Here is a 21,554-nt window from a genome sequence, read left to right on the forward strand (position 1 = left end):
GCTCTTAAATGTTTCGTAAAAGTGCAAAAGAACTAAAATCAATTAAAACACATATAGAAACAAATTCTGTATTGAATATAAAATACAAAAGAGAAAAAGACTTCATTAAAAGACCATTACACTAGATTTGTGATAGACGTTTTCAATTTCTCGATCTCTGCTTTACTTTTTTTGAGGGCCTTTTTGCATTTGTGATGGGAAAACCAACGGATCATATTTCCTAATAAAATACCAAAACCAAAGAAAATAAAGAGCCATATAAAGAGGGGAGCATGATAAGTAAAACTTTCAGAATTTGCTCGAAAAGGATCAAGGGTTAACGGAACAACTTGACGATTAGCTACGATAAAAACAATCAAAAACGCTGTGATAATCACACCGATACTTGTTAGAAGAATACGTTTAATGATCATAAGTTTCTCACTGATTAAGACGGTCGCGTAAATCCTTGCCCGTTTTAAAAAAAGGAATCCATTTTTCTTCAACAGCAACGGCTTCTCCAGTTCGTGGGTTACGTCCATTACGGGCTGAACGGCTTTTTACAGAAAAAGCTCCAAATCCACGAAGTTCAACACGATCGCCATTGGCAAGTGCTGTTGAAATTTCTTCAAAAATAGCGTTTACAATATTCTCCACATCCCGTTGAAAAAGATGCGGGTTATGACGAGCAATAATTTGCACAAGCTCTGATTTAACCACAATAGCCTCACTTTCACACAAAAAAACTTTCTTATAATTGTGCATTTCATGCATATTACAACATATAAACGGATAAAAGCAAAATAAAACCAAGAAAAAACAAATTTCAAGAAACAAAATTTGAAAATACCTCTTATAAAGGTTATACAGATTAAAAATGCGGAATATTTATAAGAGATTAGGAGAGTATGTTCGTACACAATCGTAATGAAGTCTTTTCAATGCAATCATCTGTTGGAGATGTTTTTAAAAAAGCATCTCGGCATTCGCGTCGCATTAGCCACTTAAAAATTTTTTTACCCCTCTTAGCACTAGTTTCAGGGGTGGTTTTCTGCTGGTTTACGTTCTTCTTGGTTCCCGTTACGTCTGATCCTATGCCTTTGAATAATGAAGAGAATGGAGTGACGAACTTGACGATGCTCAATCCAAAATTAGAAGGGTATACGCGTGCTCATGAACCTTATTGGCTTAAAGCAGAAAAGGCATTTCAAGATCATACGCGCTCTGGAATAATTGGATTACAAAACATTACAGCGAAAGCATCTATGGGTCAACAAAGACAGGTTTTTCTTTCAGCACAAGGGGGTATTTACGATAATATTCATGGTTTTTTACAGTTGGATAAACCATTCACCATTACAACGAATGATGGAGTGATAGCACAATTTATGTCAGCTAATATTAATTTATCTGAAAGACAGTTAAAAACAAATCAACGTGTTAATATTCAGCGAGCCGGTTTTCATCTTGTCGCCAATGCCTTAAAAATTCGAGAAAAAGGAAAAAACATGTATTTCCATGGTGGTGTACATTTAGTGCTTGAAAAGCAATGACGCAATATCAAGACGAATCTTTAAGGAATATTTAAAAGAGAATTCATGTGTCTATACAAACAGAAGAATTGCAGAAGAATTGGAAGAATGAAATCATACAAAAGATGGATAGGTATGACGTTGGCTTTTAGCATGGGAATGTTAGGAGGAGGAACGGTTTCAGGATATACTGAAGGGACCCATTTGGGAATAAGCCTATCAAATGACAAAGAACCGGTAGAACTTCATGCAGATTCTTTAGAAATACGTGATAAAGAAGGGATAGCCCTTTTTAAGGGTGATGTTTCAGTGGTGCAAGGTGAACGTCTTTTACGGGCGGAAAAATTAATTGTTTATTACGATAAAACTCATAAAGGAGCGGATAGAAACAAGGAAAATGCGACGGTATCGTCTGTTTCTTTGTTTGGTTCGTCGGGTATACAAAAAATGGAAGCCTTAGGAACGGTTTATATAAAAATAGCGACGCAAGTTGCTACGGGAGATAGAGGTGTTTTTGATGGAAAATCAAAAATGATGAGCTTGACAGGGAATCATGTTGTGTTAACAGATGGTGACAATGTAGCAACGGGATGCAAACTAACGGCAAATATGGAAAGCGGAAAAGCTTTTTTAGAGGGTTGTGAGACAACTAAGAAAAAAGGTCGCGTTTCTATTATTTTTAAACAAAATCAACAAAATGGCCATTAAGATTTCATGTTTGGAATCAAAAGAAAAAAACAAACTGATCAGTATGATTTTACAAGTGAAGCTTCAAAAAAGCGCTTAAAAGGAACCTTGATTGCCAGCCATTTGATTAAAGTTTATCGAGGAAGACCAACGGTTAATGGTGTTTCTTTTGGCATTCGTACGGGAGAAGCCGTTGGTATTTTAGGTCCCAATGGGGCAGGTAAAACAACTTGTTTTTATATGGTTACAGGGCTCATAAAATCTGATGGAGGATCCATTAAGATTGATGGATTTGATATCACACATCTTCCGATGTATCGACGGGCGCGTTTAGGTATTGGATATCTTCCCCAAGAAGCTTCTATTTTTCGTGGACTTTCCGTAGAAAATAACATCAAAGCTGTTTTAGAAGTCGTTGAAAAAGATCGCCTTAAACAACGTGAAGAGCTCGATAGTCTTTTACATGAGTTTAAAATTGATCATTTACGTAAAATGCCTGCTCTTTCGTTATCTGGGGGTGAACGTCGACGACTTGAAATTGCGCGCGCTTTAGCTTCTCGACCTCATTTTATGTTACTTGATGAACCATTTGCAGGAATTGATCCTATCGCTATTTTTGATATTCAACAGCTTATTCGTCATTTAACGAAGCGTGGCATTGGTGTTTTAATAACAGATCATAATGTACGCGAAACATTAGGGCTTGTCGACCGCGCTTATATTATTCATACCGGCAAAGTGTTGGTTCACGGTCGTCCTCACGATATTATCAACAATGTTGATGTTCGCAGAATTTATTTGGGCAATCAGTTTTCTCTATGATTTTACAGCTTTCATACGTTTCCATTTAAGTTTAACAAAAAATAACATGGTCGCCACAAACACTATTCTAAGTAATCAAACACATTTCAAAGGAGGTAGATAAGGCTTCACTGTGATTATTAATAAATCATGTCATCGATATATTTCTATTACAGAAACAAAGGCAAATTTTTCTTTATTGTAGAATACGATGATAATGTTATTAAAAGCTGTAAATCAATAAAAGAATGTGACTTTAGGATAAAGTTTTTTAATTGAGCTGTGCAATAAGTTTTTCTCTGATATTATTGAAAATCTCCTTATTTATGCCAAACTTCTTTTATGAGTATAACTTAATAAATTTTCATTGAGTGGTGAAAGAGGCTTCCTCACTTAAGATGAGTTTATTATTTTATTGGTTGAGCTTACTCATGATTGTAGCATAGAAAAGGTGAGAGATATTCATCATACTTTCTCTGTTCCATCAAAGAACATATCGATGATGCTGTTTTGGATATTTTGATTGGAGAATCCATCCGTTATATATTGCGTTTATTTAATAGGATTGTCCTGTTTTACTAGTTTGTATGGCGTATTTAAATAGGAGAAAAGCTTTAGGTTCTTGTTATAAGGCTTTGTTTAAGCTATACAGTGATTTTAAAATTAAAGGTCTATTTTGCTCAATGTGGTTCTCATTCTATTTAAGAGCTCATTTTTAAAGAAAGAAAAAATCTAATGGGGATTATGCGTTAACTCTTGTGACAAGTTTAATAAATTTACGAATAATGTCCTTTTCTAGTGTCTTAAGGAAATTAATTTTATGAACAACTTCATTTCTTTTTTTCTTTTCTCATGCTGTTAATGAGGAGCTAAACACTATTTATTGTTCTGTTAAAAGTGATATGAGACGTATTAAGCCTTCACCTGTTATCAATTAAAAAATAAAAACACATGCGATGTTGCGAAAAGTGAAAGAACTTTAAATATCAATACCGTTTATAGGTTTATTGATGAGCATTTGAGCGTGTAAGAGGAAAATTAAAGGATGAATTTGAGTGAGTTAATAGCACCGGAAGCAATTATTCCGGCTCTTAAGGCGAATTCGAAAAAACAAGTTCTGCAAATTTTAGCCGAAAAAGCGTCTCAGCTGACAGGTCTTAGTGAGCATGTAATTTTTGATATTGTTTTGCAACGTGAGAAACTTGGTTCGACGGGGCTGGGTAGTGGTATTGCGATTCCGCATGGAAAATTACCTGATATTAATCGGATTATTGGTATATTTGCACGTCTTGAAAGTCCTATTGATTTTGAAGCTCTCGATGATGAGCCTATAGACCTTGTTTTTCTTCTTTTGGCACCTGAAAATGCTGGCGCAGATCACTTAAAAGCTTTATCACAGATTGCACGTGTTTTGCGTCATGCTGATGTTGTGCAAAAATTACGCAATACGCATAATGCTAATGCGCTTTATGCTTTATTGATTCAAACTTCAGAATCAAATGCGGCTTAAAAAAGATTATAAGTGTATAAATTGTGATGTATACACCATAGAGTTTTAAAATAATATAATTTGTATCTTAAAGGGCTGATGGTAAAAGATAACGTTATGCGATTCGCCATTGAGACAGAATCTAAGGTTTCTACATTTTATGATTTAATATATTGATAATATTAAGATTATGAAAAGACGATATCAGGACGATATTGAATACGAGGTATGAATACACTATAATAATTGAAAGGTGGAGTATCTTAAAGACATACATATATTGAATGTGTAAAATTGAGAAGTGGTATTCACAAGGTATGAGGTTCTATGAATTTTTTTGGGGAGTGTAGGGTTTATTTTCAGAGTTTTTCAGCAGATTGCCTGTGATATAAAGAGTGTGGTTTATTTCTTAGCAGAGTGGTGGTATATTTTCATCTTGTTTTAAAGTCATATTGCTTAAAGGTACCGTTTTTTCATAAAAAACGAAAAGGGTGGTGTGAAATTAAAAATATTGTTTTTTAATGTGATTATTGAATAAAAAGTTCATATTTTGGTAATGACTAAAAGGTCACAATGGAACGTAAAAATATGTTCTGATTATTGTGGAAATATTTCGCTTATTAAAGGAATTAAGATAATTATACATGAGTGTCGAGGAGTTTTTTTTGAACTTTTCCAATGAAGAGAATCTTGTTAAAGATTAAAGAAGTGAGCTAAATGAAGATGTTTGAAAAGACTGTTATTGCTGCATCTGTAATGGTTCTTATTACAGCTGGGGCAGCATGTGCACAAACGCCAAGCCGTTTAAATCAATTTGAAGCGTGGGGAGTCTATTCTTATAAATCGTCCCAAAATACGATTTGCTATGTATTATCTATTCCTTTAAAGGCTCTTCCAACGACGGTTAATCATGGTGATAATTTTTTCTTAGTTACCAAGCGTTCTCAATCGCCTGTTTCGTTTGAACCGCAGTTTATGGCTGGTTATACGCTTCAAGAAGGGTCGAGAGTGACAGTGACCATTGGAGATAAGGATTTTGATTTCTTCACGAAGGATTCTTCAGCTTGGTTGGCGTCATCAGAGCTAGAAAAGCAGCTTGTTTCTGCTATGCGTGCTGGAAACAATATGACCGTGAAAGCAATATCAAAACGGGGAACGCACACCACCTATACTTATTCCTTAAAAGGGGTCACTGCTGCATTAAATGCGGCTCAAAAGTGCCATTAAGGTTTTGATAACTTCTAAAATAGTAATGTAAATTGGAAAGCAATGGCTGTTTCCTATGATCTTAGACCTGTTGGTTCATGTTTAGCACAAAAAACAGATGATGTGGTGGTACAGGAGAGTTCTAAGCTCTCTTTAATTGGATTATCGCAAGATGAAATAGTGCAAGCTTTAAAGACACTTGGTGTACCAGAGCGTCAAACGCGTATGCGTGCACGTCAACTTTGGCATTGGCTTTATGTCCGTGGCGTTTCAAATTTTGATGAAATGCTGAACATTTCTAAAGCAATGCAGGAAACTTTCAAACGTCATTTTTCCATTGCACGTCCGGAAATTGTTGGAGAACAAATATCAAAGGATGGTACACGTAAATGGCTCTTACGTTTTCCAGCGCGTGGGGCTGGAAGGCCTGTTGAAATTGAAACGGTTTATATCCCTGAAGAAGGACGTGGGACCTTATGTCTTTCATCGCAAGTAGGGTGTACATTAACCTGCTCTTTTTGTCATACGGGAACGCAGATGCTTGTTCGCAATCTGACGGCGGAAGAAATTTTGGCACAATTGTTGGTTGCACGTGATTGTTTGGGGGATTTTCCTGATAAGGATACGCCTGATGGGGCAATTGTTCCTGTTGAAGGGCGCAAAATTACCAATATTGTTATGATGGGAATGGGAGAACCTCTTTATAATTTTGAAGCTGTAAAAAAAGCTTTATTGATTGCTTCTGATGGCGATGGGCTTTCTTTATCAAAACGCCGGATTACGCTTTCAACCAGTGGGGTTATTCCTGGAATTATCCGAACTGGCGAAGAAATTGGTGTGATGTTAGCAATTTCACTCCACGCCGTACACGATACATTAAGGGATATGCTTGTTCCCATCAATAAAAAATATCCGCTTGCTTTGCTTATGGATGCTTGCCGTAATTATCCTGGTCTGTCTAATGCAAAACGAATCACATTTGAATATGTTATGCTGAAAGATATCAATGATAGTTTAGATGATGCTAAGCGATTAATACAGTTGCTAAAAGGTATTCCAGCGAAGATCAATTTAATTCCTTTTAATCCGTGGCCAGGGAGTAATTATCAATGTTCTGATTGGGAGCAAATCGAGCGTTTTGCTGATGTTGTTAATCAAGCAGGCTATGCTTCTCCTATTCGGATACCACGTGGACGCGATATTTTAGCGGCGTGTGGACAGCTTAAATCGGCCTCAGAGCGCTTACGAAAATCTGAACGTTTGAAACTTGAAAGTGCTATTGGTCATTAGTTAACACAATTTTAGTCTATAAAGCCTGTATTTTTTCCGTAAATCGACGCGTATAAACCTCATGGAGTAGTATGTGTAAGACAAGAGATTAAAATGGATCCGTGCGAGACGAAAAGTTCTTACTTTTATAGGTTTAATAAGAGGAAAGAGATTACATAAAGTCTGTTTGTGTAATCTCTAAAATGAGGAGGCAGCCTAATTTAGAGGAAAGTCTCAAGAGTCGTTCATTTCCATCTCACACTCTTTACTCAGGCTCTATGACTTTTAAAAACATCTCTATGATAATAACTTTTAAAGAGTGGAGATATACATTTCTTTATGCTTTTTTTATTGCGTTCTTTAGAAAGATTACGCTTCACACGAAACGGCATGTCTAAAATATAATAAAGACCATTGTTATTATCCATTAACATGTTTAAAGAAAAACATTTCTTAATGCACTTCCCATATCACGACAATGCCTGTGAAAAGCATAACATAAAAGCTTCTATGAAATATATGATACTATTCATACTTTTAGGTTTCAATGTTGTAGAATCTTTCAGAGTTTAAGGTGATTCATAAGAAATATTCTTTTCTGAAGTCGTTATTATTTACACGACAACACTCACTTTTCTTGTGCTGTATAAGGGAGAGCTCTTGTTTAATTGAATATAAACATAACATTTAAAAAGAAAGCGTTTCACAATATCTAGAGTTCCAATTTAAATTAAAAACGATAGATTACACCTTATAAATCAATTTTTTGTAACGATAAGAAGATGGAGAGCAAAGCTAGTAAAGGTCCCTGCAATAAGCCAGTCGAGAAAGCGAATATAAAGAGGGTTTTGTTTAAGAGTTTTGGTCAGTTTATGCGCTGTAAAAACAACAGAAATTGTAATGGGGAAAGAAATAGGAATATAAGAGAGTCCTAAAAAGAGCAGCTTTTGTGTTGCCATAGGATCATTCTCATTGATGAATTGTGGTAAGAATGTTGCATTAAAGAGTATAACTTTAGGATTGAGAAGATTAATTCCAATACCAGCAAGATAGTTACGTTTGGAGCTTTGAGATTTAGAAGATGTTTGTTCAAAAGAAAATGTTGGTTTTCTCCGTAAAGCTTGGAAAGAAAACCATAAAAGATAAAAGGCCCCGACAATTTTCAGAAGAACAAAAGTGTGTGGCGCAGCAAAAATAAGCGCTGATAAGCCAAGAGCTACAGCGGTAACCTGAATAGCAAATCCTGTTGCACTTCCCAAGGCGCACATAATTCCAGCTTTTTTGCTTTGTGTAATTGTTCGCCCTACAGAAAGCATCATATCAGGTCCTGGAATAAGTGCTAAAATCAAAGATGCTAAAGCAAATTGCACAATAATAGACCACTCCGGTAGAAATGACACGAAAATCTCCTCTTATTTTTAAACCGTGTTTACTATTTACAATCCGATTCGCCTTTATTTACGCTTTTTGAGTCTTTTTAATGTTGTTTAAAGAGAATTTATTTTCACATTTCTTGCGCTGTTGTGATTTTTGGGAAAAAAAGAGTAACGCGTATAGAACTTTAGAGTGAAAAAGTAACAAAATATTAGAAATATTGTTTTTGTTTATTCAAGGGAGTGGGTGGATACATCAATTATTCTTAAATAGTTGCAAAGTACGCTAGGCGTTGAAGTTGTAAATTTTACGGCGGATTTGAGGCAGGGGGAAGAGCTAGAACTTTCTTGTTGTAAAGCTGAAATGCTAGGGTATTAAAAAAATCTATAATGAAGATTTGCACGAAGAATTTATGCTTGATTTTGTCTTTCCGATTGTTTCGAGTAAATACCGTTGATGAAGGAATTTATCTTTTAGGGACATTAATCTCACGTCCACTTATTTCAAAACGCCTTATTGAAATTATTAAGGGAAACAGGGGTAGATGAATTGCTCATGGGGAAACAGGTAAAGGCAATGATCAGGTACGCTTTTCACTTATGCTTTTAAGTTCTGATATAAAGGGTATTGCCCCAAGGTGTGATTGGGATTTTAAGAAGTCGAGCAGATCTGTTTGAATTTGTCCGTATACATAAAATACCTATAGAAAAGAATAAGCAAGGCGAAGCACCTTTTTAAGTGGGAAAAATTTATGTCCTTTTTCATCAGGAGGAAAGATTTTAGAAAATCCAGCACTTCTCTTGCTCCTGAAGATGTCCACTTGTGTATTTTTTCGCTGAAAGATGCACACGATCAAGAAACCAGAATCATTCTTGGTTTTAAAAAAGGCAATGCTATTTTAATCAATGGAAAAAATTTATTGCCTGCAACTTGATTTGCAGAATTAATCATTACGAGCACATAATTGCTATTGGTTGGTTAGATTTGGCACATAATTGCTTTGTAGGTATGAAGTCGTGGAGTATTTATGAAACACTAGGGGAGGGGATCATCCTTTTAACGGATCAAAGAGCAATAGAATCTTAACACTAAATTATGGTGCAACGCATTTGAAAGATGAATTGATGCTCCGTTAAGCAGAACTCATTTATTATAGCTTTTAGTTTTCTTCCGAATGCAAGATGTTGCAGGCAGCGATTGATTTATCTCAAGAACATATTGAAGATGAAATTACACTAAAGCTCTATAAAGGAAATGTGATTGTTAAAGGGTGTCAAAATCAAAAATAACTTTATTTTAAGTGCGTTGGTAACTTATCGAGGATAATCAAGGTGCTTATGATCAAAGAGATGCAAACAGGTTTTATTAAATTCAATTTTCTACGTTTGCGTATATTAAGCCGTATGTCATAAAGGGTGTAAAGAAAAGAAATAAAAAATCACTTTGACAAGTCTCATGTTGGGGCATTGTTTTTATATGAAACACATCATTTAAATATTTTTTTATTGGTTTTTAAAGTTTTCTCGTTCACTGTTAGAGGGCTCACTTTTGTGCTGATAAATATGATAAGCAAGCCTCATGATAAGAGCAATGAAAGCTTTGACAATCAAAATGAGGCAGTTTTTCTTTATCATGTTCAATGTTTTTTATTTTTCTCAGAACAAAATATGTTTACAGCGAGGGCGGGTTTTTTATTGTGAGTTAAGAATATCAAGAAATTTACATCTTTTTGCTTGCTATTATTGACGAATAAATTCAAGAACCATACACCCTATTTTGAAAGAGTATAATTTTTAGGATAAATAATGATGCGTAATCAGTGTGATGCCCTTAGCCTTACGTCTGAATTAAAGGATGCGGCTGCTCAATCGAGAACTTGGCCATTTGAAGAAGCACGTAAGATTATCAAACGATACGAAAAGACGGGTTATCCAGACAGTGTAATATTTGAAACAGGTTATGGACCTTCTGGTTTACCGCATATTGGAACTTTTGGTGAAGTGGCACGTACAACTATGGTGCGTCATGCATTTCATATTCTTACGGAGAATAAAGTAAAAACAAAGCTGCTTTGTTTTTCTGATGATATGGATGGTTTGCGCAAGGTCCCTGAGAATGTCCCTGATCGCGAGAAGATGGAACATTATCTTGGTCAACCGTTGAGCCGCGTTCCTGATCCTTTTGGAGATGATTATCCTTCTTTTGGAGCGGCGAATAATGCACGTTTACGGGCTTTTCTTGATCGTTTTGGTTTTGATTATGAATTTGCAAGTGCTACAGATTATTACAGTTCCGGTCGTTTTGATGAAACACTTTTAAAAATTCTCGCCTGTTATGACAAGGTGATGGCAATTATTTTACCAACATTGGGTGAAGAACGCCAGGCGACCTATTCTCTCTTTTTACCGATTTCTCCCTTTTCTGGAAAAGTATTACAAGTACCGATGATTGCGCGTAATGTTGAAAAAGGAACGGTTACTTATATCGAGCCTGAAACAGGAGAAACTATAGAAACGGAGATTACAGGGGGCAAGGTCAAGTGTCAGTGGAAGGTTGATTGGGCGATGCGTTGGACAGCGCTTGGCATTGATTATGAAATGGCAGGAAAAGATCTTATCGATTCCACAAATCTTTCTTCTAAAATTTGTAAAGTCTTGGGTGGAAAACCTCCAGAAGGGTTTAACTATGAGCTCTTTTTGGATGAAAAGGGTCAGAAAATTTCCAAATCCAAGGGAAATGGTTTAACCATTGATGAATGGCTTACTTACGCTCCAACGGAGAGTTTAGGGCTTTATATGTTTTCAAAGCCCAAAACAGCTAAAAGGCTTTATTTTGATGTTATTCCCAAAGTCGTGGATGAATATTATGCACATCTTTCAGCCTATGGTCGTCAAAGTTGGCAAGAACGGCTTAATAATCCAGTATGGCATATCCATAATGGTTGTCCTCCACAGGTTGATTTACCGGTGCCCTTTGCTCTTCTGTTGAATTTGGTAAGTGCTTCAAATGCAGAGAATAAAGAGGTTCTCTGGGGGTTTATTTCTCGCTATGCTCAAGGAGCCAATGCACAAACTTATCCAGAACTTGATCAGTTAGTGCAATTTGCTCTTAAATATTTTGATGTTTTTGTAAAACCTAACAAAAAATTTCGAGCAGCAGATGATAGTGAACGGGCAACATTAACGCAAATTGATGCAAAATTAGCCAGTCTGCCTGAAACTGCTGATAGCAATATGATTCAAAATGCACTTCTTGATGTTGCACGTTTAATAGAACGCTATCAAGATCATAACAAAAAAAGCCCTGAAGGGGGACCGGGTGTTTCAAATGTCTTTTTTCAAATGATCTATGAAGTCCTTTTAGGGCAGGAACGAGGACCACGATTGGGATCATTTATTGCGCTTTATGGGATTAATGAAATGCGTGCACTAATTTCTGAAGCACTTGCGCGATCTGTGGAGGAATAATGGAGAGAAGAGTGCAAGAAGTAAAGCGACGCCGTACATTTGCAATTATTGCTCACCCAGATGCTGGAAAAACGACATTGACAGAAAAGCTTTTATTGTTTGGTGGTGCTATTCAACTTGCAGGAGAAGTAAAAGCTAAAAAGGATCGTATTCAAACCCGTTCTGACTGGATGAATATTGAGCGTGATCGTGGTATTTCCGTTGTGACTTCAGTGATGACGTTTGAATATGAAAATCATATTTTTAATCTCTTAGATACGCCCGGTCATGAAGATTTCGCAGACGATACCTATCGCACGCTGACAGCTGTTGATAGTGCTATCATGGTGCTAGATGGTGCCCGCGGGATTGAGCCTAGAACACTGAAATTATTTGAAGTGTGCCGGATGCGGGATATTCCTATTGTTACTTTTATCAATAAAATGGATCGTGAGGCGCGTGATCCTCTAGAGCTTTTAGATGAAATTGAGGAAAAGCTAGCGCTTGATACCGCGCCCATAACATGGCCCATTGGGACGGGTAAAGATTTTGTTGGGACCTTTGATTTTCATCATAATCGTTTTCGTCAAAAAGACGATGAGATAACACAACAGATAGTTTCTGGCTCCCATGAGGTTGCAAATCTGCTTCCTGAGTATCAACGTTCAACTTTTATTGAAGGGGTGGAACTTGCTCGAAATGCTTGCAAAAATTTTGATCTTCAAGCTTTTCGTGAAGGTCATATGACTCCAGTTTATTTTGGTTCGGCTTTACGCAATTTTGGTGTTCGTGATTTGATCAATGCACTCATTGATTTTGGTCAAAGTCCTCGTGATCAGGACGCAGATCGTCGCAGCATTGTTGCAACGGAATCTAAAATGACAGGGTTTGTTTTTAAAATTCAAGCAAATATGGACCCTAATCACCGTGATCGTATTGCTTTCTTTCGGGTTTGTTCTGGAACACTTGAACGTGGCATGAAAACAAAGTTGGTGCGAACAGGAAAACCGATGACACTTTCGGCTCCACAATTTTTCTTTGCGCGTTCACGCCAAATTGCTGATCAAGCCTATGCTGGTGATATCGTAGGAATCCCTAATCATGGAACGTTACGGATTGGCGATACTTTGACTGAAGGAGAAGATATCCTCTTTAAGGGAGTTCCCAATTTTGCACCAGAAATTTTGCGTCGTGTTTGTTTAGGCGATCCAATGAAAGCAAAAAAGCTTAAAGAAGCTTTGCAACAGATGGCGGAAGAAGGGGTTGTGCAATTATTTATTCCAGATGATGGGTCACCTTCTCTCATTGGTGTTATTGGTGCTTTGCAAATTGATGTTTTAAAAGAGCGATTGAAAATAGAATATTCTTTACCGGTGAATTTTGAGTCTGCGCGTTTTAATTTATGCCGTTGGGTTTCAGCGCAGAGCAAAGATGAGTTGCAAAAGTTCCTCAGCAATCACCGTTCTGCTATTGCGTATGATTTAGAGGGTGATCCAGTATTTTTAGCAGAGAACCATTTTTCATTAAATTATGAGGCAGAAAGAGCTCCTAAAATAAAATTTTCTGCTTTTAAAGATTATCAAGTACGCTCTTAACGTAAAGAAAAATATTTTACACAACAATTAGTATATAATGATTTTTCACGTTGAGTTGGAGTGTTTTTTTCTGAAAACGTAAGGAGTATGTAAAGAACATTTTCAGAGTGCACGATAGAAAAAGAGCTGTGAATTTAACTATTACAATCAATAAGTTACAATATATTTGTACTTTTGGAGCCTTTTAAAAATTTAATATTTGTTTTTAGAGTATTTATGTGAGTTAGAAAACAAGCTATCGCCTATTCTTCGTTGAAACATATCAAAAAATTTTTAATATGTTTTTTCACGATAGCGTAAGACATGGAATGTCTTTCAATCTTTTTAAAATCTAAATTAAGAATCTCCTGTATAAATAGAGCTTTTCATTGTATGAAAATTGTATACAGTCAAAATAATACAAATAATCAATAAGATGGAATTTGTTATTCCAAATACAATATCATATGACTTATAAACCACGTGTCTTTTCTATTTCTTCTGGAACAGCTTTTTTGCCTCACTTTGTTGATGCGCTTCTCTCTGGTGCTCTTATTGATAATTTTGCTCCCAATGGAGATATTCAAACGGCTCTTGCCGATAGCCTTATTTATGTTCCGACACGTCGTGCGGCTCGCGCTTTGCGTTTAGCCTTTGTTGAAAGAAGCGATACACGATCAACCTTCTTGCCAACCATTCGTGCTCTAGGAGATGTCGATGAAGATAGTTTTCTTTTTGTTGAAAATTATATCAGCACTCTCAATCCACCCATTGGCGAAAGCGAACGCTTGCTGCTTTTAGCGCGCCTTATTCGTCCATGGCGTGAAAATTTGCCTGCACATCTGCGTGCCATGTTTGGTACAGAAGATGTGCTTATACCGGCTCATAGTGCCGATGCAATTTGGCTTGCTCAAGATTTAGCACATTTGATGGATGAAATTGAAACAGAAGGAGCAGACTGGTCGAAACTTAAAGATATTGCTCCTGATATGGTTGCTGAATGGTGGCAAATAACGCTCGATTTTTTAACGATTGTGACACAAAATTGGCCACAAATCTTAACAGAAAGGCAACGCAGTAATCCTGCTGAATGGCGTAATCAAGCACTTACAATGCACGCAGAGACTTTACGACGTGCACAATCTGATAAACCTATCATTACGGCTGGTGTATCAGGTTCTATGCCCGCAGTTTCTCATCTTTTAAAGGTTATAGCCTCTCTGCCAAAAGGAGCTGTTGTTCTTGCGGGCCTTGATTTTCATATGGATGAAGAACAATGGAATGCACTTGGCACAAGCAATAAAGAAAAAGAAGCGTGTGCTTCTTTTGATCATGCAGAAAATATTTTTAGCCATCCTCAATATCATTTAAAAAAACTTCTTTCTCTCATGGAGTGTCAACGCAACCATGTTTGTGAAATTGGCCAACAGAGCACAACAAAGAAAAGGCGAATGGCGCTTTTATCAGAAGTATTTCGACCAGCTTCTACAACCGATAAATGGGTACAAATTGTCCGTGATGATTATGAAGAATTTTGTGCAGATTGGTCATTTATTGAAGCTATAAATGAACGTGAGGAAGCTCTGGCGATCGCTGTTGCTTTACGAAGAGCTATTGAAGAACCCCAAAAAACTGCAGCCCTTATTACAAATGACCGTAATTTAGCCCGCCGTGTTGCTGCGGAATTACAGCGGTTTGGTATTGAAGCAAATGATTCAGGAGGAATACCACTTGCCCAAACATTGCCTGTAACGCTTTTGCGACTGATCTTAGAAAATATTTTGCAACCTGATGATCCCATTGCTTTTCTTTCTCTTCTGAAACATCCACTGACAACACTCCATCAAAACCGTCATCGCTTACGCGAACTGGCAGAAAATTTTGAACTTTTTGTACTTCGAGGGAATACAGGGCGCATCAATCTTTTTGAATGTGATCAATTCCTTGAAAAATGGATTGAAACATATTCCCATGATCGTTCTGAAGTGAATGCCCTTGATCAACAGAAGTTTGAAGAAGCACGTTTTCTGTGTCATCTTTTGAAGAAAGCTGTTGAACCTTTAACCTCTCTCATGAAACAAGAGAAAGAATGCACTATCACCGAAGCTGCGATAGCAACTGTTGAAGTTTTTGAGAATTTTGGTCGCGATGATGATAATTCTCTTGCCCATCTTTATCAACACGAAGCAGGACAAGCTCTATCAAATTTTTTGCGTGAATTGGTCAGTGATCAATCAGGATTAACATTTCATCTGAGCGAATGGCCTGCTATGTTTTCTGCATTGATCGCAACACGTTCCGTCACGCCTTCACCTGGAGGACATCCACGTTTATTCATCTGGGGAACTTTGGAATCGCGTTTGCAAACGGTTGATACAGTGGTCATCGGCGGTCTTAATGAAGGTTCATGGCCGATATCAACCCGAAATGATGCTTTTTTATCGCGACCAATGAAAATGATGTTAACTCTGGAACCACCAGAGCAGCGTATAGGTGTTTCTGCGCATGATTTTCAATGGGCTATGGGAATGGATCAAGTGGTGATGAGTCGCGCATTGCGGGTTAATCATACCCCTTCTATTCCTTCACGTTGGCTACAACGTATAGAAACAGTTGTAGGAAAACAGGTTTGGAAACAAATTCGTGCACGCGGTGAAATACTCCTCTATTGGAGCAAGATGCTTGATCATACAAGCGTAAATTCTGAAGTGAAGCGTCCTTGTCCTGTACCACCTCTTGCTATGCGTCCGCGTCATTTTTCAGTCACTGAAATAGAAACATTGCGGTATGATCCTTATGCTATTTATGCCAAAAGAATCTTACGACTCAAACCACTTCAAACACTTATTCATGACCCCAGCACACTTGAGCGCGGAATACTTTATCACGCTATTCTTGCCGCTTTTTGCACACAAATAAAAAATCCAAATGCTGAAAATGCACTCAATGTTCTGCTTGCTATTGGACGTAAAGAGTTTGATAAATTCAATTTTCCACCCGATATTGAAACAGTTTGGTGGAACAGTTTTGAAAATCTTGCTCCACGTCTCATTCAATGGGAACAAAATTTAGGACCGCGAGAGCGATATTCTGAAGTAGTCTCACAAAAAATTCCTATAGGCAAAACAGGAGTAACCCTTTCAGGACGGGCTGATCGCCTTGATGTTTTACCAGACAAAACGGTTGAAATTCTAGATTTCAAAACTGGAACTCCTCCTTCATCAAAACAAGTTCGTGAGTTATTATTTCCACAATTGGCTTTAGAAACAGCTTTGCTGATGGAAGGGGCATTTCCAGATTTTCAAGATCTTACTCCCTCAAATTTGTTTTATGTTCCTCTGAACGGAAAAGGTGAAATTAAATCTCAATCCATTCTTTTAACGGAAAAAGACAAAAAAACTTATCTTAGTGCCGTTAATCTTGGTGAAATCGCATGGAAAAATCTTATTGCCCTTATAACGTATTATCAAAATCCACAACAAGGCTATCTCTCACATGCTGTTCCCTTAGAAAAACGATATGAAGGTGACTACGATCATTTGGCAAGGTTGTGGGAATGGTCAATTGGTTTTCATGAAGAAGAGTAATCATGACGTTTTTTTCTATTCCTGAAGCTGCTCTTGATGCACAAGCAACGGCAACACATCCCCAAAAAAACGTGTGGGTTTCTGCAAATGCTGGATCTGGAAAAACCCACGTTTTAAGTGAACGTGTTATTCGTTTGCTTTTAAACGGTACGCCTCCAGCACGTATTTTATGCCTTACTTATACAAGAGCTGCTGCTGCTGTTATGCAATCACGAATTTTTCGCACGTTATCCAGTTGGAATGAACTTGATGACGCACAGCTGCAAGAAACCTTAACACGCTTTGAAAATAAACCTGTCAATGCGCAAAAATTAACGTATGCACGACAACTCTTCGCGCGTGCTCTTGAAACACCTGGTGGCTTAAAAATTCAAACGATTCATGCTTTTTGTGAATCTCTCTTGCATCAATTTATGTTAGAAGCCAATATCGCAGGACATTTTGAACTCCCCGATGATATCAGTCGTAAAAAATTACGACAAGAATCCCGTTGCCAACTTTTAATACGTCGTGATATACAGCCTGCTTTACAACAGTTACTTCAAGTTATTAGCGAACATACTTTTAACCAATTGCTCTATGAAGCTGTTGAAAAGCAACATAAACTCTCTGATTTTTTCTCTTCTCTTTTATCTGAAAATGGAGAAGAAAAATTGCGCGCGCTTTTTAACTTAGCGCCTGATGAAACAAACCAATCCCTATTAGAACAAATTCAACAAACTGCGCGTCTTCCTCTTTATGCTCTTAAGCATTGTGAAACCAATGGCAGTCAACGTTTGAAAGAGATAGTGGAAAAGTTTTCCCAATTAGAAGAAGCGCGTGATGAGACCAATATTCTCAATATTGTCTCTGATATTTATTTGACTACAGAGGGTAAACCACGTAATTTTCCACATTTATTTCGTAAAAAATCAGATGAAATTTGGCCTTTTATTCAACAAATTCTTGAAGATAAACAAAGCAAAATTTTTGTTCTTTTAGAAAAATATCAATGCGCAAAAGTTGCCACCCTCAATATGGCTGCTTTTCAGCTCTGTGCCATTTATCTCGAAATTTATAACAATCTAAAAAAGGCCAATGGTTTGTTAGATTTTGACGATCTTATTGAGCGCACGCTTCATTTATTACAACGCAAAGGTGCAAGCCAATGGGTGCACTATAAACTTGATCAGGGGCTTGATCATATTCTACTTGATGAAGCACAAGATACCAATCCTGAGCAATGGCAAATTATTCAACTGTTGGCTCAAGAATTTTTCTCAGGGTATAGCCAACGAACGAATATACGGACTCTTTTTGCTGTTGGAGATGAAAAGCAGTCTATTTATTCTTTTCAAGGCGCTGCCCCAGAAAATTTTGCTGCAAATGGACGAATCATTCAAAAAAAAGTGCAGCAAACAAATCAGCAATTTGAGAAAATACAATTGCATTATTCTTTTCGCTCTACAGCAGATATTCTTAAAAGCGTTGATCTTGTTTTTGAAACACCAGAAAACTATAAAGGACTTTCGGCAGAAAATACAAAAACGGTGCATGAAGCTATTCGTGTTCATAGTCTAGGAGAGGTTGTTATATGGGATGCTATTTCTAAAGAAATAAGCGAATTTCCGCATGACTGGCATTTAAGCGTTGATCATTTAGATACCCCTGAAGTGCGTTTAGCAGAAAAAATTGCTGAAACGATTGCTGGCTGGTTACAAAAAGGCGAAATGCTTCCAGCAAAGGGACGCTTAATACGGGCAAGTGATATTATGATCTTGGTCCGTAAACGTGATAAATTTGTCTCAGCGCTTTCTCGGGCTCTTAAACACCGTAATATTCCCGTAGCGGGGGCTGATCGTTTACAACTCACCAAACATATTAGTATCCGTGATTTAATGGCACTTGGGCGTTTTGTTTTGCAGCCACAAGATGATCTTTCTCTTGCTTGCGTATTAAAAAGCCCCCTTTTTGCTTTTTGTGAAGAGGAACTCTATCAGCTTGCCGCACACCGCACCGGCTCTCTTTGGCAAAGCTTATGGACAAACGCATCATTAAAAGCGTCTTTTAAAGATGCTTTTGAAAAATTGAACCATTATCGCGCTTTAGTGGATAAAATACCGGTTTTCGAGTTTTATAGCCATATTTTGAATAATGATAAGGGAAGGCAAAAAATTCTGTCTCGTTTAGGATCTGAAGCCAATGATGTGCTCGATGCTTTTATGGATTATACGCTTAACATTCAAAAAACAGGATTACCAGGATTACAAGCTTTTTTAGAAACATTAAGTGCAAGCGAACCAGAAATTAAGCGTGAATTTGAACAAAACAATGAAGAAATTCGCATCATGACTGTTCATGCCGCAAAAGGACTAGAGGCTGCTGTTGTATTTTTGGTTGATCCTGGTAGTGCGATTTGGCATCCTCAGCATGCGCCTCATTTGCTTAAAGTGTCTTTAGACAGTACACAAGGGAATGGACAACAAGCTTTTATTTGGTGCCCCAATAAAAAGTTTGATACAAAACTTTCTAGACAAGCAATTTCACATTTAAAAGAGCGTGCAGAAGAAGAATATAGGCGCCTTCTTTATGTAGGAATGACACGTGCTGAAGATCGTTTATTTGTTTGTGGATATAAAGGTGAAAAAACGCCCTCTGATACATGGCTACAACTGGTAAAAAAAGCCCTTGAACCCCATGCGGTTGCTATAAAAGGCCCCACAGAAGATATTGCAGCTTGGCGTTATTGCATTACATCTTCTTCTACTGTTCCTATAAACCAAGAAGTCGCTTTCGCTGAGAGTCAAGCCTTACCACCTTTGCCTGCTTTTTTCTCTCATAAAGTACCAACAGAACCAGTGCTTCCAAAACCGTTAAAACCCTCTGTCGCAAGCCTTTCCATTGAAGCTGATACAGAGCTTGCTTCAAGCCCAAAACAACTTTTCACCTCGCCTGTTTTAGGAGAAGTAAACACCAACAGAGCTTTTTCCATTGAATATGGAAATCTCATTCACCGATTATTACAATATCTACCCGACTGCCCCCCACAAAAACGTCAAGATTATGCTCGCAACTATCTCAATATCAAAGCCTCTCATTGGGATGAAAACCAAAGAGAAGAGGCTCTTCGCCATGTTTGGAAAATGTTAGATCACATTTACCTCAAACCTCTTTTTTCTCAGCATTCACGTGCTGAGGTTTCTTTAATGGGTATTGTAAAAATTCGAGGAAAAGAACAAGCAATTTCTGGTCAAATTGATCGTCTCCACATCACGAAAAACAGCATTATCTTCGCTGATTTTAAAACGGGATACCCACCAGAAAATGAAGCCGCTATCCCTCCTCATCATTGGTTGCAAATGGCTCTTTATCGAAAATTGTTACAAGCTATTCATCCCAGTAAAGATGTCCAAGCTCTACTTGTCTACAGTAAAGAAGCCAAAATTTTTAAACTTCTTCCAGAAAAGCTTGAGTCATTTCTTGATGAAATTGCCTTATAAGTTATTTCTTTTCTTCAAAGTATCTTTACGCTTTTTACTTTTATAAAATTGCTCAAATAAACACGCTCCACAATTTTTGGTACAGAAAAGTCCTTTAATAATTTATCTTTGCAATAACTTGATATGAATTGTTATCATACCAATCTATAAAAAGTGAGTAGTATAAAGGATAAATCAATGACGTGTATAAAAGTTGATAAGAACAATTTCGAAAGTGAAGTTTTAACTTCTTCCACCCCTGTTGTGGTTGATTTTTGGGCAGAATGGTGCGGTCCCTGCAAAATGATTGCGCCAATTTTAGATGAAATTTCAACGGAAATGCAAAATCAAGTTAAAATTGCCAAAGTAAATATTGATGAAAATCCGGAATTGGCTACCCAATATGGAGTGCGCTCTATCCCTACATTATTGATGTTTAAAAATGGAAATGTTTCATCAAATATGGTTGGCGCTACCTCTAAAGGACGTCTTTCTGAATGGATAAAAGATGGGCTTAGTTAATGCTGTACATAGGCAACGATAAAGGAGAGACATTTTATCTCTCCTTTTGAGGTTTTTTAAATATTCTACGATATATTGTAAAAGAAGTTCAATTAAAGCAAAAAGCTAGATGCTTTTAAGAGTCCATACTGTTAAGCATGCTTATGTCGATGTTTTTTTATGTGCGAATTGCAAAAGATTGTTGCAAACGTTCAATGGAATGTTGTGACGATCTCAATGTCACATGACGTCCCTGTGCTTTATAGTGTAAGGTGAGTGCAAAAGTTGCAATCTCTAAAAGATCTGCACTTCTTTCTGGCCATTCAACGAGTAAAATGGTTTTCTCACGTGTTTCATGAAGCCCTAATTCGTCAATTTCTTCTGCCATAGAAAGGCGATAAAGATCAGCATGAATAATTTCAAACTGTGAAAGTTGATAGCTTTGCACAAGAGTAAAAGTAGGGCTTGGAACATCCATAGTGTTATCGTTTGCAAGCGTTTGGATGATTGTGCGTGCAATGGTTGATTTTCCAGTTCCAAGATCTCCTTGCAGTGTTACAAGATCCCCTGGCTTTAAAGAAAGGGCTAAATTTTTTGCAAAAAGCTTTGTTGCTTCTTCATTTTCAAGGAAAAAATCAAAATTCATTAAGG

General features: G+C 37.2%; 15 protein-coding genes and 1 pseudogene. 12 read left to right on the forward strand and 4 right to left on the reverse strand.

Annotated elements, in window-relative coordinates; all coding sequences use genetic code 11:
- Positions 1-116: 116 nt before the first annotated feature.
- The gene (locus tag T429_RS0102990; protein ID WP_005774337.1) at positions 117-413 is read right to left on the reverse strand and encodes a lipopolysaccharide assembly protein LapA domain-containing protein; all 297 of its coding nucleotides are present in this window, start codon (positions 411-413) and stop codon (positions 117-119) included.
- 7 nt (positions 414-420) lie between these two features.
- A complete protein-coding gene (gene ihfB, locus T429_RS0102995; RefSeq protein WP_026500856.1) occupies positions 421-699 on the reverse strand; it encodes an integration host factor subunit beta in 279 nt (92 codons plus the stop codon).
- A 188-nt stretch (positions 700-887) separates the two neighbouring features.
- Here ihfB and lptC point away from each other — a divergent pair, with 188 nt between their 5' ends.
- The 6 genes from lptC (at position 888) to rlmN (ending at position 6,984) form a co-directional block, all read left to right on the forward strand.
- Positions 888-1,532 carry an LPS export ABC transporter periplasmic protein LptC gene (gene lptC, locus T429_RS0103000; RefSeq protein WP_005774339.1) on the forward strand — a complete coding sequence of 215 codons (645 nt, stop codon included), beginning with the start codon at positions 888-890 and terminating at the stop codon, positions 1,530-1,532.
- A gap of 87 nt (positions 1,533-1,619) precedes the next feature.
- Positions 1,620-2,219: an LptA/OstA family protein gene (locus T429_RS0103005; protein ID WP_026500857.1), complete on the forward strand. Its 600-nt coding sequence runs from the start codon at positions 1,620-1,622 to the stop codon at positions 2,217-2,219.
- Between the two features lie 6 nt (positions 2,220-2,225).
- Positions 2,226-3,020: an LPS export ABC transporter ATP-binding protein gene (gene lptB, locus T429_RS0103010; RefSeq protein ID WP_005774342.1), complete on the forward strand. Its 795-nt coding sequence runs from the start codon at positions 2,226-2,228 to the stop codon at positions 3,018-3,020.
- A 1,024-nt stretch (positions 3,021-4,044) separates the two neighbouring features.
- Complete coding sequence (gene ptsN / locus T429_RS0103015; protein WP_005774343.1) at positions 4,045-4,509, forward strand: PTS IIA-like nitrogen regulatory protein PtsN; 465 nt, start codon at positions 4,045-4,047, stop codon at positions 4,507-4,509.
- A gap of 702 nt (positions 4,510-5,211) precedes the next feature.
- Entirely contained in the window at positions 5,212-5,715 is a 504-nt protein-coding gene (locus T429_RS0103020) for an invasion associated locus B family protein (protein ID WP_005774344.1), read from the forward strand.
- A gap of 42 nt (positions 5,716-5,757) precedes the next feature.
- Entirely contained in the window at positions 5,758-6,984 is a 1,227-nt protein-coding gene (gene rlmN / locus T429_RS0103025; RefSeq protein WP_005774345.1) for a 23S rRNA (adenine(2503)-C(2))-methyltransferase RlmN, read from the forward strand.
- A gap of 737 nt (positions 6,985-7,721) precedes the next feature.
- Here the strand turns inward: rlmN and T429_RS0103030 are convergent.
- Positions 7,722-8,363: a LysE family translocator gene (locus T429_RS0103030; RefSeq protein ID WP_005774346.1), complete on the reverse strand. Its 642-nt coding sequence runs from the start codon at positions 8,361-8,363 to the stop codon at positions 7,722-7,724.
- Positions 8,364-8,547: 184 nt separating this feature from the next.
- On the opposite strand from T429_RS0103030, the pseudogene T429_RS10280 reads away from it, so the two are divergent.
- From T429_RS10280 to trxA, 6 genes and pseudogenes are all read left to right on the forward strand, one after another.
- Positions 8,548-9,749: pseudogene (locus tag T429_RS10280) on the forward strand (argininosuccinate synthase).
- Positions 9,750-10,142: 393 nt separating this feature from the next.
- Entirely contained in the window at positions 10,143-11,804 is a 1,662-nt protein-coding gene (locus tag T429_RS0103050) for a lysine--tRNA ligase (RefSeq protein WP_005774349.1), read from the forward strand.
- On the forward strand, positions 11,804-13,378 hold the full coding sequence (locus T429_RS0103055; RefSeq protein ID WP_005774350.1) for a peptide chain release factor 3: 1,575 nt from the start codon (positions 11,804-11,806) through the stop codon (positions 13,376-13,378). The genes T429_RS0103050 and T429_RS0103055 overlap by 1 nt, the downstream gene beginning before the upstream one ends.
- A 446-nt stretch (positions 13,379-13,824) precedes the next feature.
- Positions 13,825-16,944: a double-strand break repair protein AddB gene (addB, locus tag T429_RS0103060; RefSeq protein WP_005774351.1), complete on the forward strand. Its 3,120-nt coding sequence runs from the start codon at positions 13,825-13,827 to the stop codon at positions 16,942-16,944.
- 2 nt (positions 16,945-16,946) lie between these two features.
- Positions 16,947-20,423 carry a double-strand break repair helicase AddA gene (gene addA / locus T429_RS0103065; protein WP_005774352.1) on the forward strand — a complete coding sequence of 1,159 codons (3,477 nt, stop codon included), beginning with the start codon at positions 16,947-16,949 and terminating at the stop codon, positions 20,421-20,423.
- A 177-nt stretch (positions 20,424-20,600) separates the two neighbouring features.
- The gene (gene trxA, locus T429_RS0103070; protein ID WP_005774353.1) at positions 20,601-20,924 is read left to right on the forward strand and encodes a thioredoxin; all 324 of its coding nucleotides are present in this window, start codon (positions 20,601-20,603) and stop codon (positions 20,922-20,924) included.
- 157 nt (positions 20,925-21,081) lie between these two features.
- On the opposite strand, the gene tsaE is transcribed toward trxA, so the two are convergent.
- Positions 21,082-21,549 (reverse strand): tRNA (adenosine(37)-N6)-threonylcarbamoyltransferase complex ATPase subunit type 1 TsaE, encoded by a 468-nt coding sequence (gene tsaE, locus T429_RS0103075; protein ID WP_026500859.1) that lies wholly within the window; start codon positions 21,547-21,549, stop codon positions 21,082-21,084.
- Between the last annotated feature and the right edge of the window lie 5 nt (positions 21,550-21,554).

Origin of the sequence: Bartonella elizabethae F9251 = ATCC 49927, from assembly GCF_000518165.1 — a bacterium.
In the GTDB taxonomy this organism is placed as follows: domain Bacteria; phylum Pseudomonadota; class Alphaproteobacteria; order Rhizobiales; family Rhizobiaceae; genus Bartonella; species Bartonella elizabethae.

Bases quoted from the DNA above. Each gene is read 5' to 3' on its own strand.
- T429_RS0102990 (WP_005774337.1), bottom strand. From the start codon at position 413: ATGATCATTAAACGTATTCTTCTAACAAGTATCGGTGTGATTATCACA.
- lptC (WP_005774339.1), top strand. From the start codon at position 888: ATGTTCGTACACAATCGTAATGAAGTCTTTTCAATGCAATCATCTGTT.
- T429_RS0103005 (WP_026500857.1), top strand. From the start codon at position 1,620: ATGAAATCATACAAAAGATGGATAGGTATGACGTTGGCTTTTAGCATG.
- lptB (WP_005774342.1), top strand. From the start codon at position 2,226: ATGTTTGGAATCAAAAGAAAAAAACAAACTGATCAGTATGATTTTACA.
- ptsN (WP_005774343.1), top strand. From the start codon at position 4,045: ATGAATTTGAGTGAGTTAATAGCACCGGAAGCAATTATTCCGGCTCTT.
- T429_RS0103020 (WP_005774344.1), top strand. From the start codon at position 5,212: ATGTTTGAAAAGACTGTTATTGCTGCATCTGTAATGGTTCTTATTACA.
- rlmN (WP_005774345.1), top strand. From the start codon at position 5,758: ATGGCTGTTTCCTATGATCTTAGACCTGTTGGTTCATGTTTAGCACAA.
- T429_RS0103050 (WP_005774349.1), top strand. From the start codon at position 10,143: ATGATGCGTAATCAGTGTGATGCCCTTAGCCTTACGTCTGAATTAAAG.
- T429_RS0103055 (WP_005774350.1), top strand. From the start codon at position 11,804: ATGGAGAGAAGAGTGCAAGAAGTAAAGCGACGCCGTACATTTGCAATT.
- addB (WP_005774351.1), top strand. From the start codon at position 13,825: ATGACTTATAAACCACGTGTCTTTTCTATTTCTTCTGGAACAGCTTTT.
- addA (WP_005774352.1), top strand. From the start codon at position 16,947: ATGACGTTTTTTTCTATTCCTGAAGCTGCTCTTGATGCACAAGCAACG.
- trxA (WP_005774353.1), top strand. From the start codon at position 20,601: ATGACGTGTATAAAAGTTGATAAGAACAATTTCGAAAGTGAAGTTTTA.
- tsaE (WP_026500859.1), bottom strand. From the start codon at position 21,549: ATGAATTTTGATTTTTTCCTTGAAAATGAAGAAGCAACAAAGCTTTTT.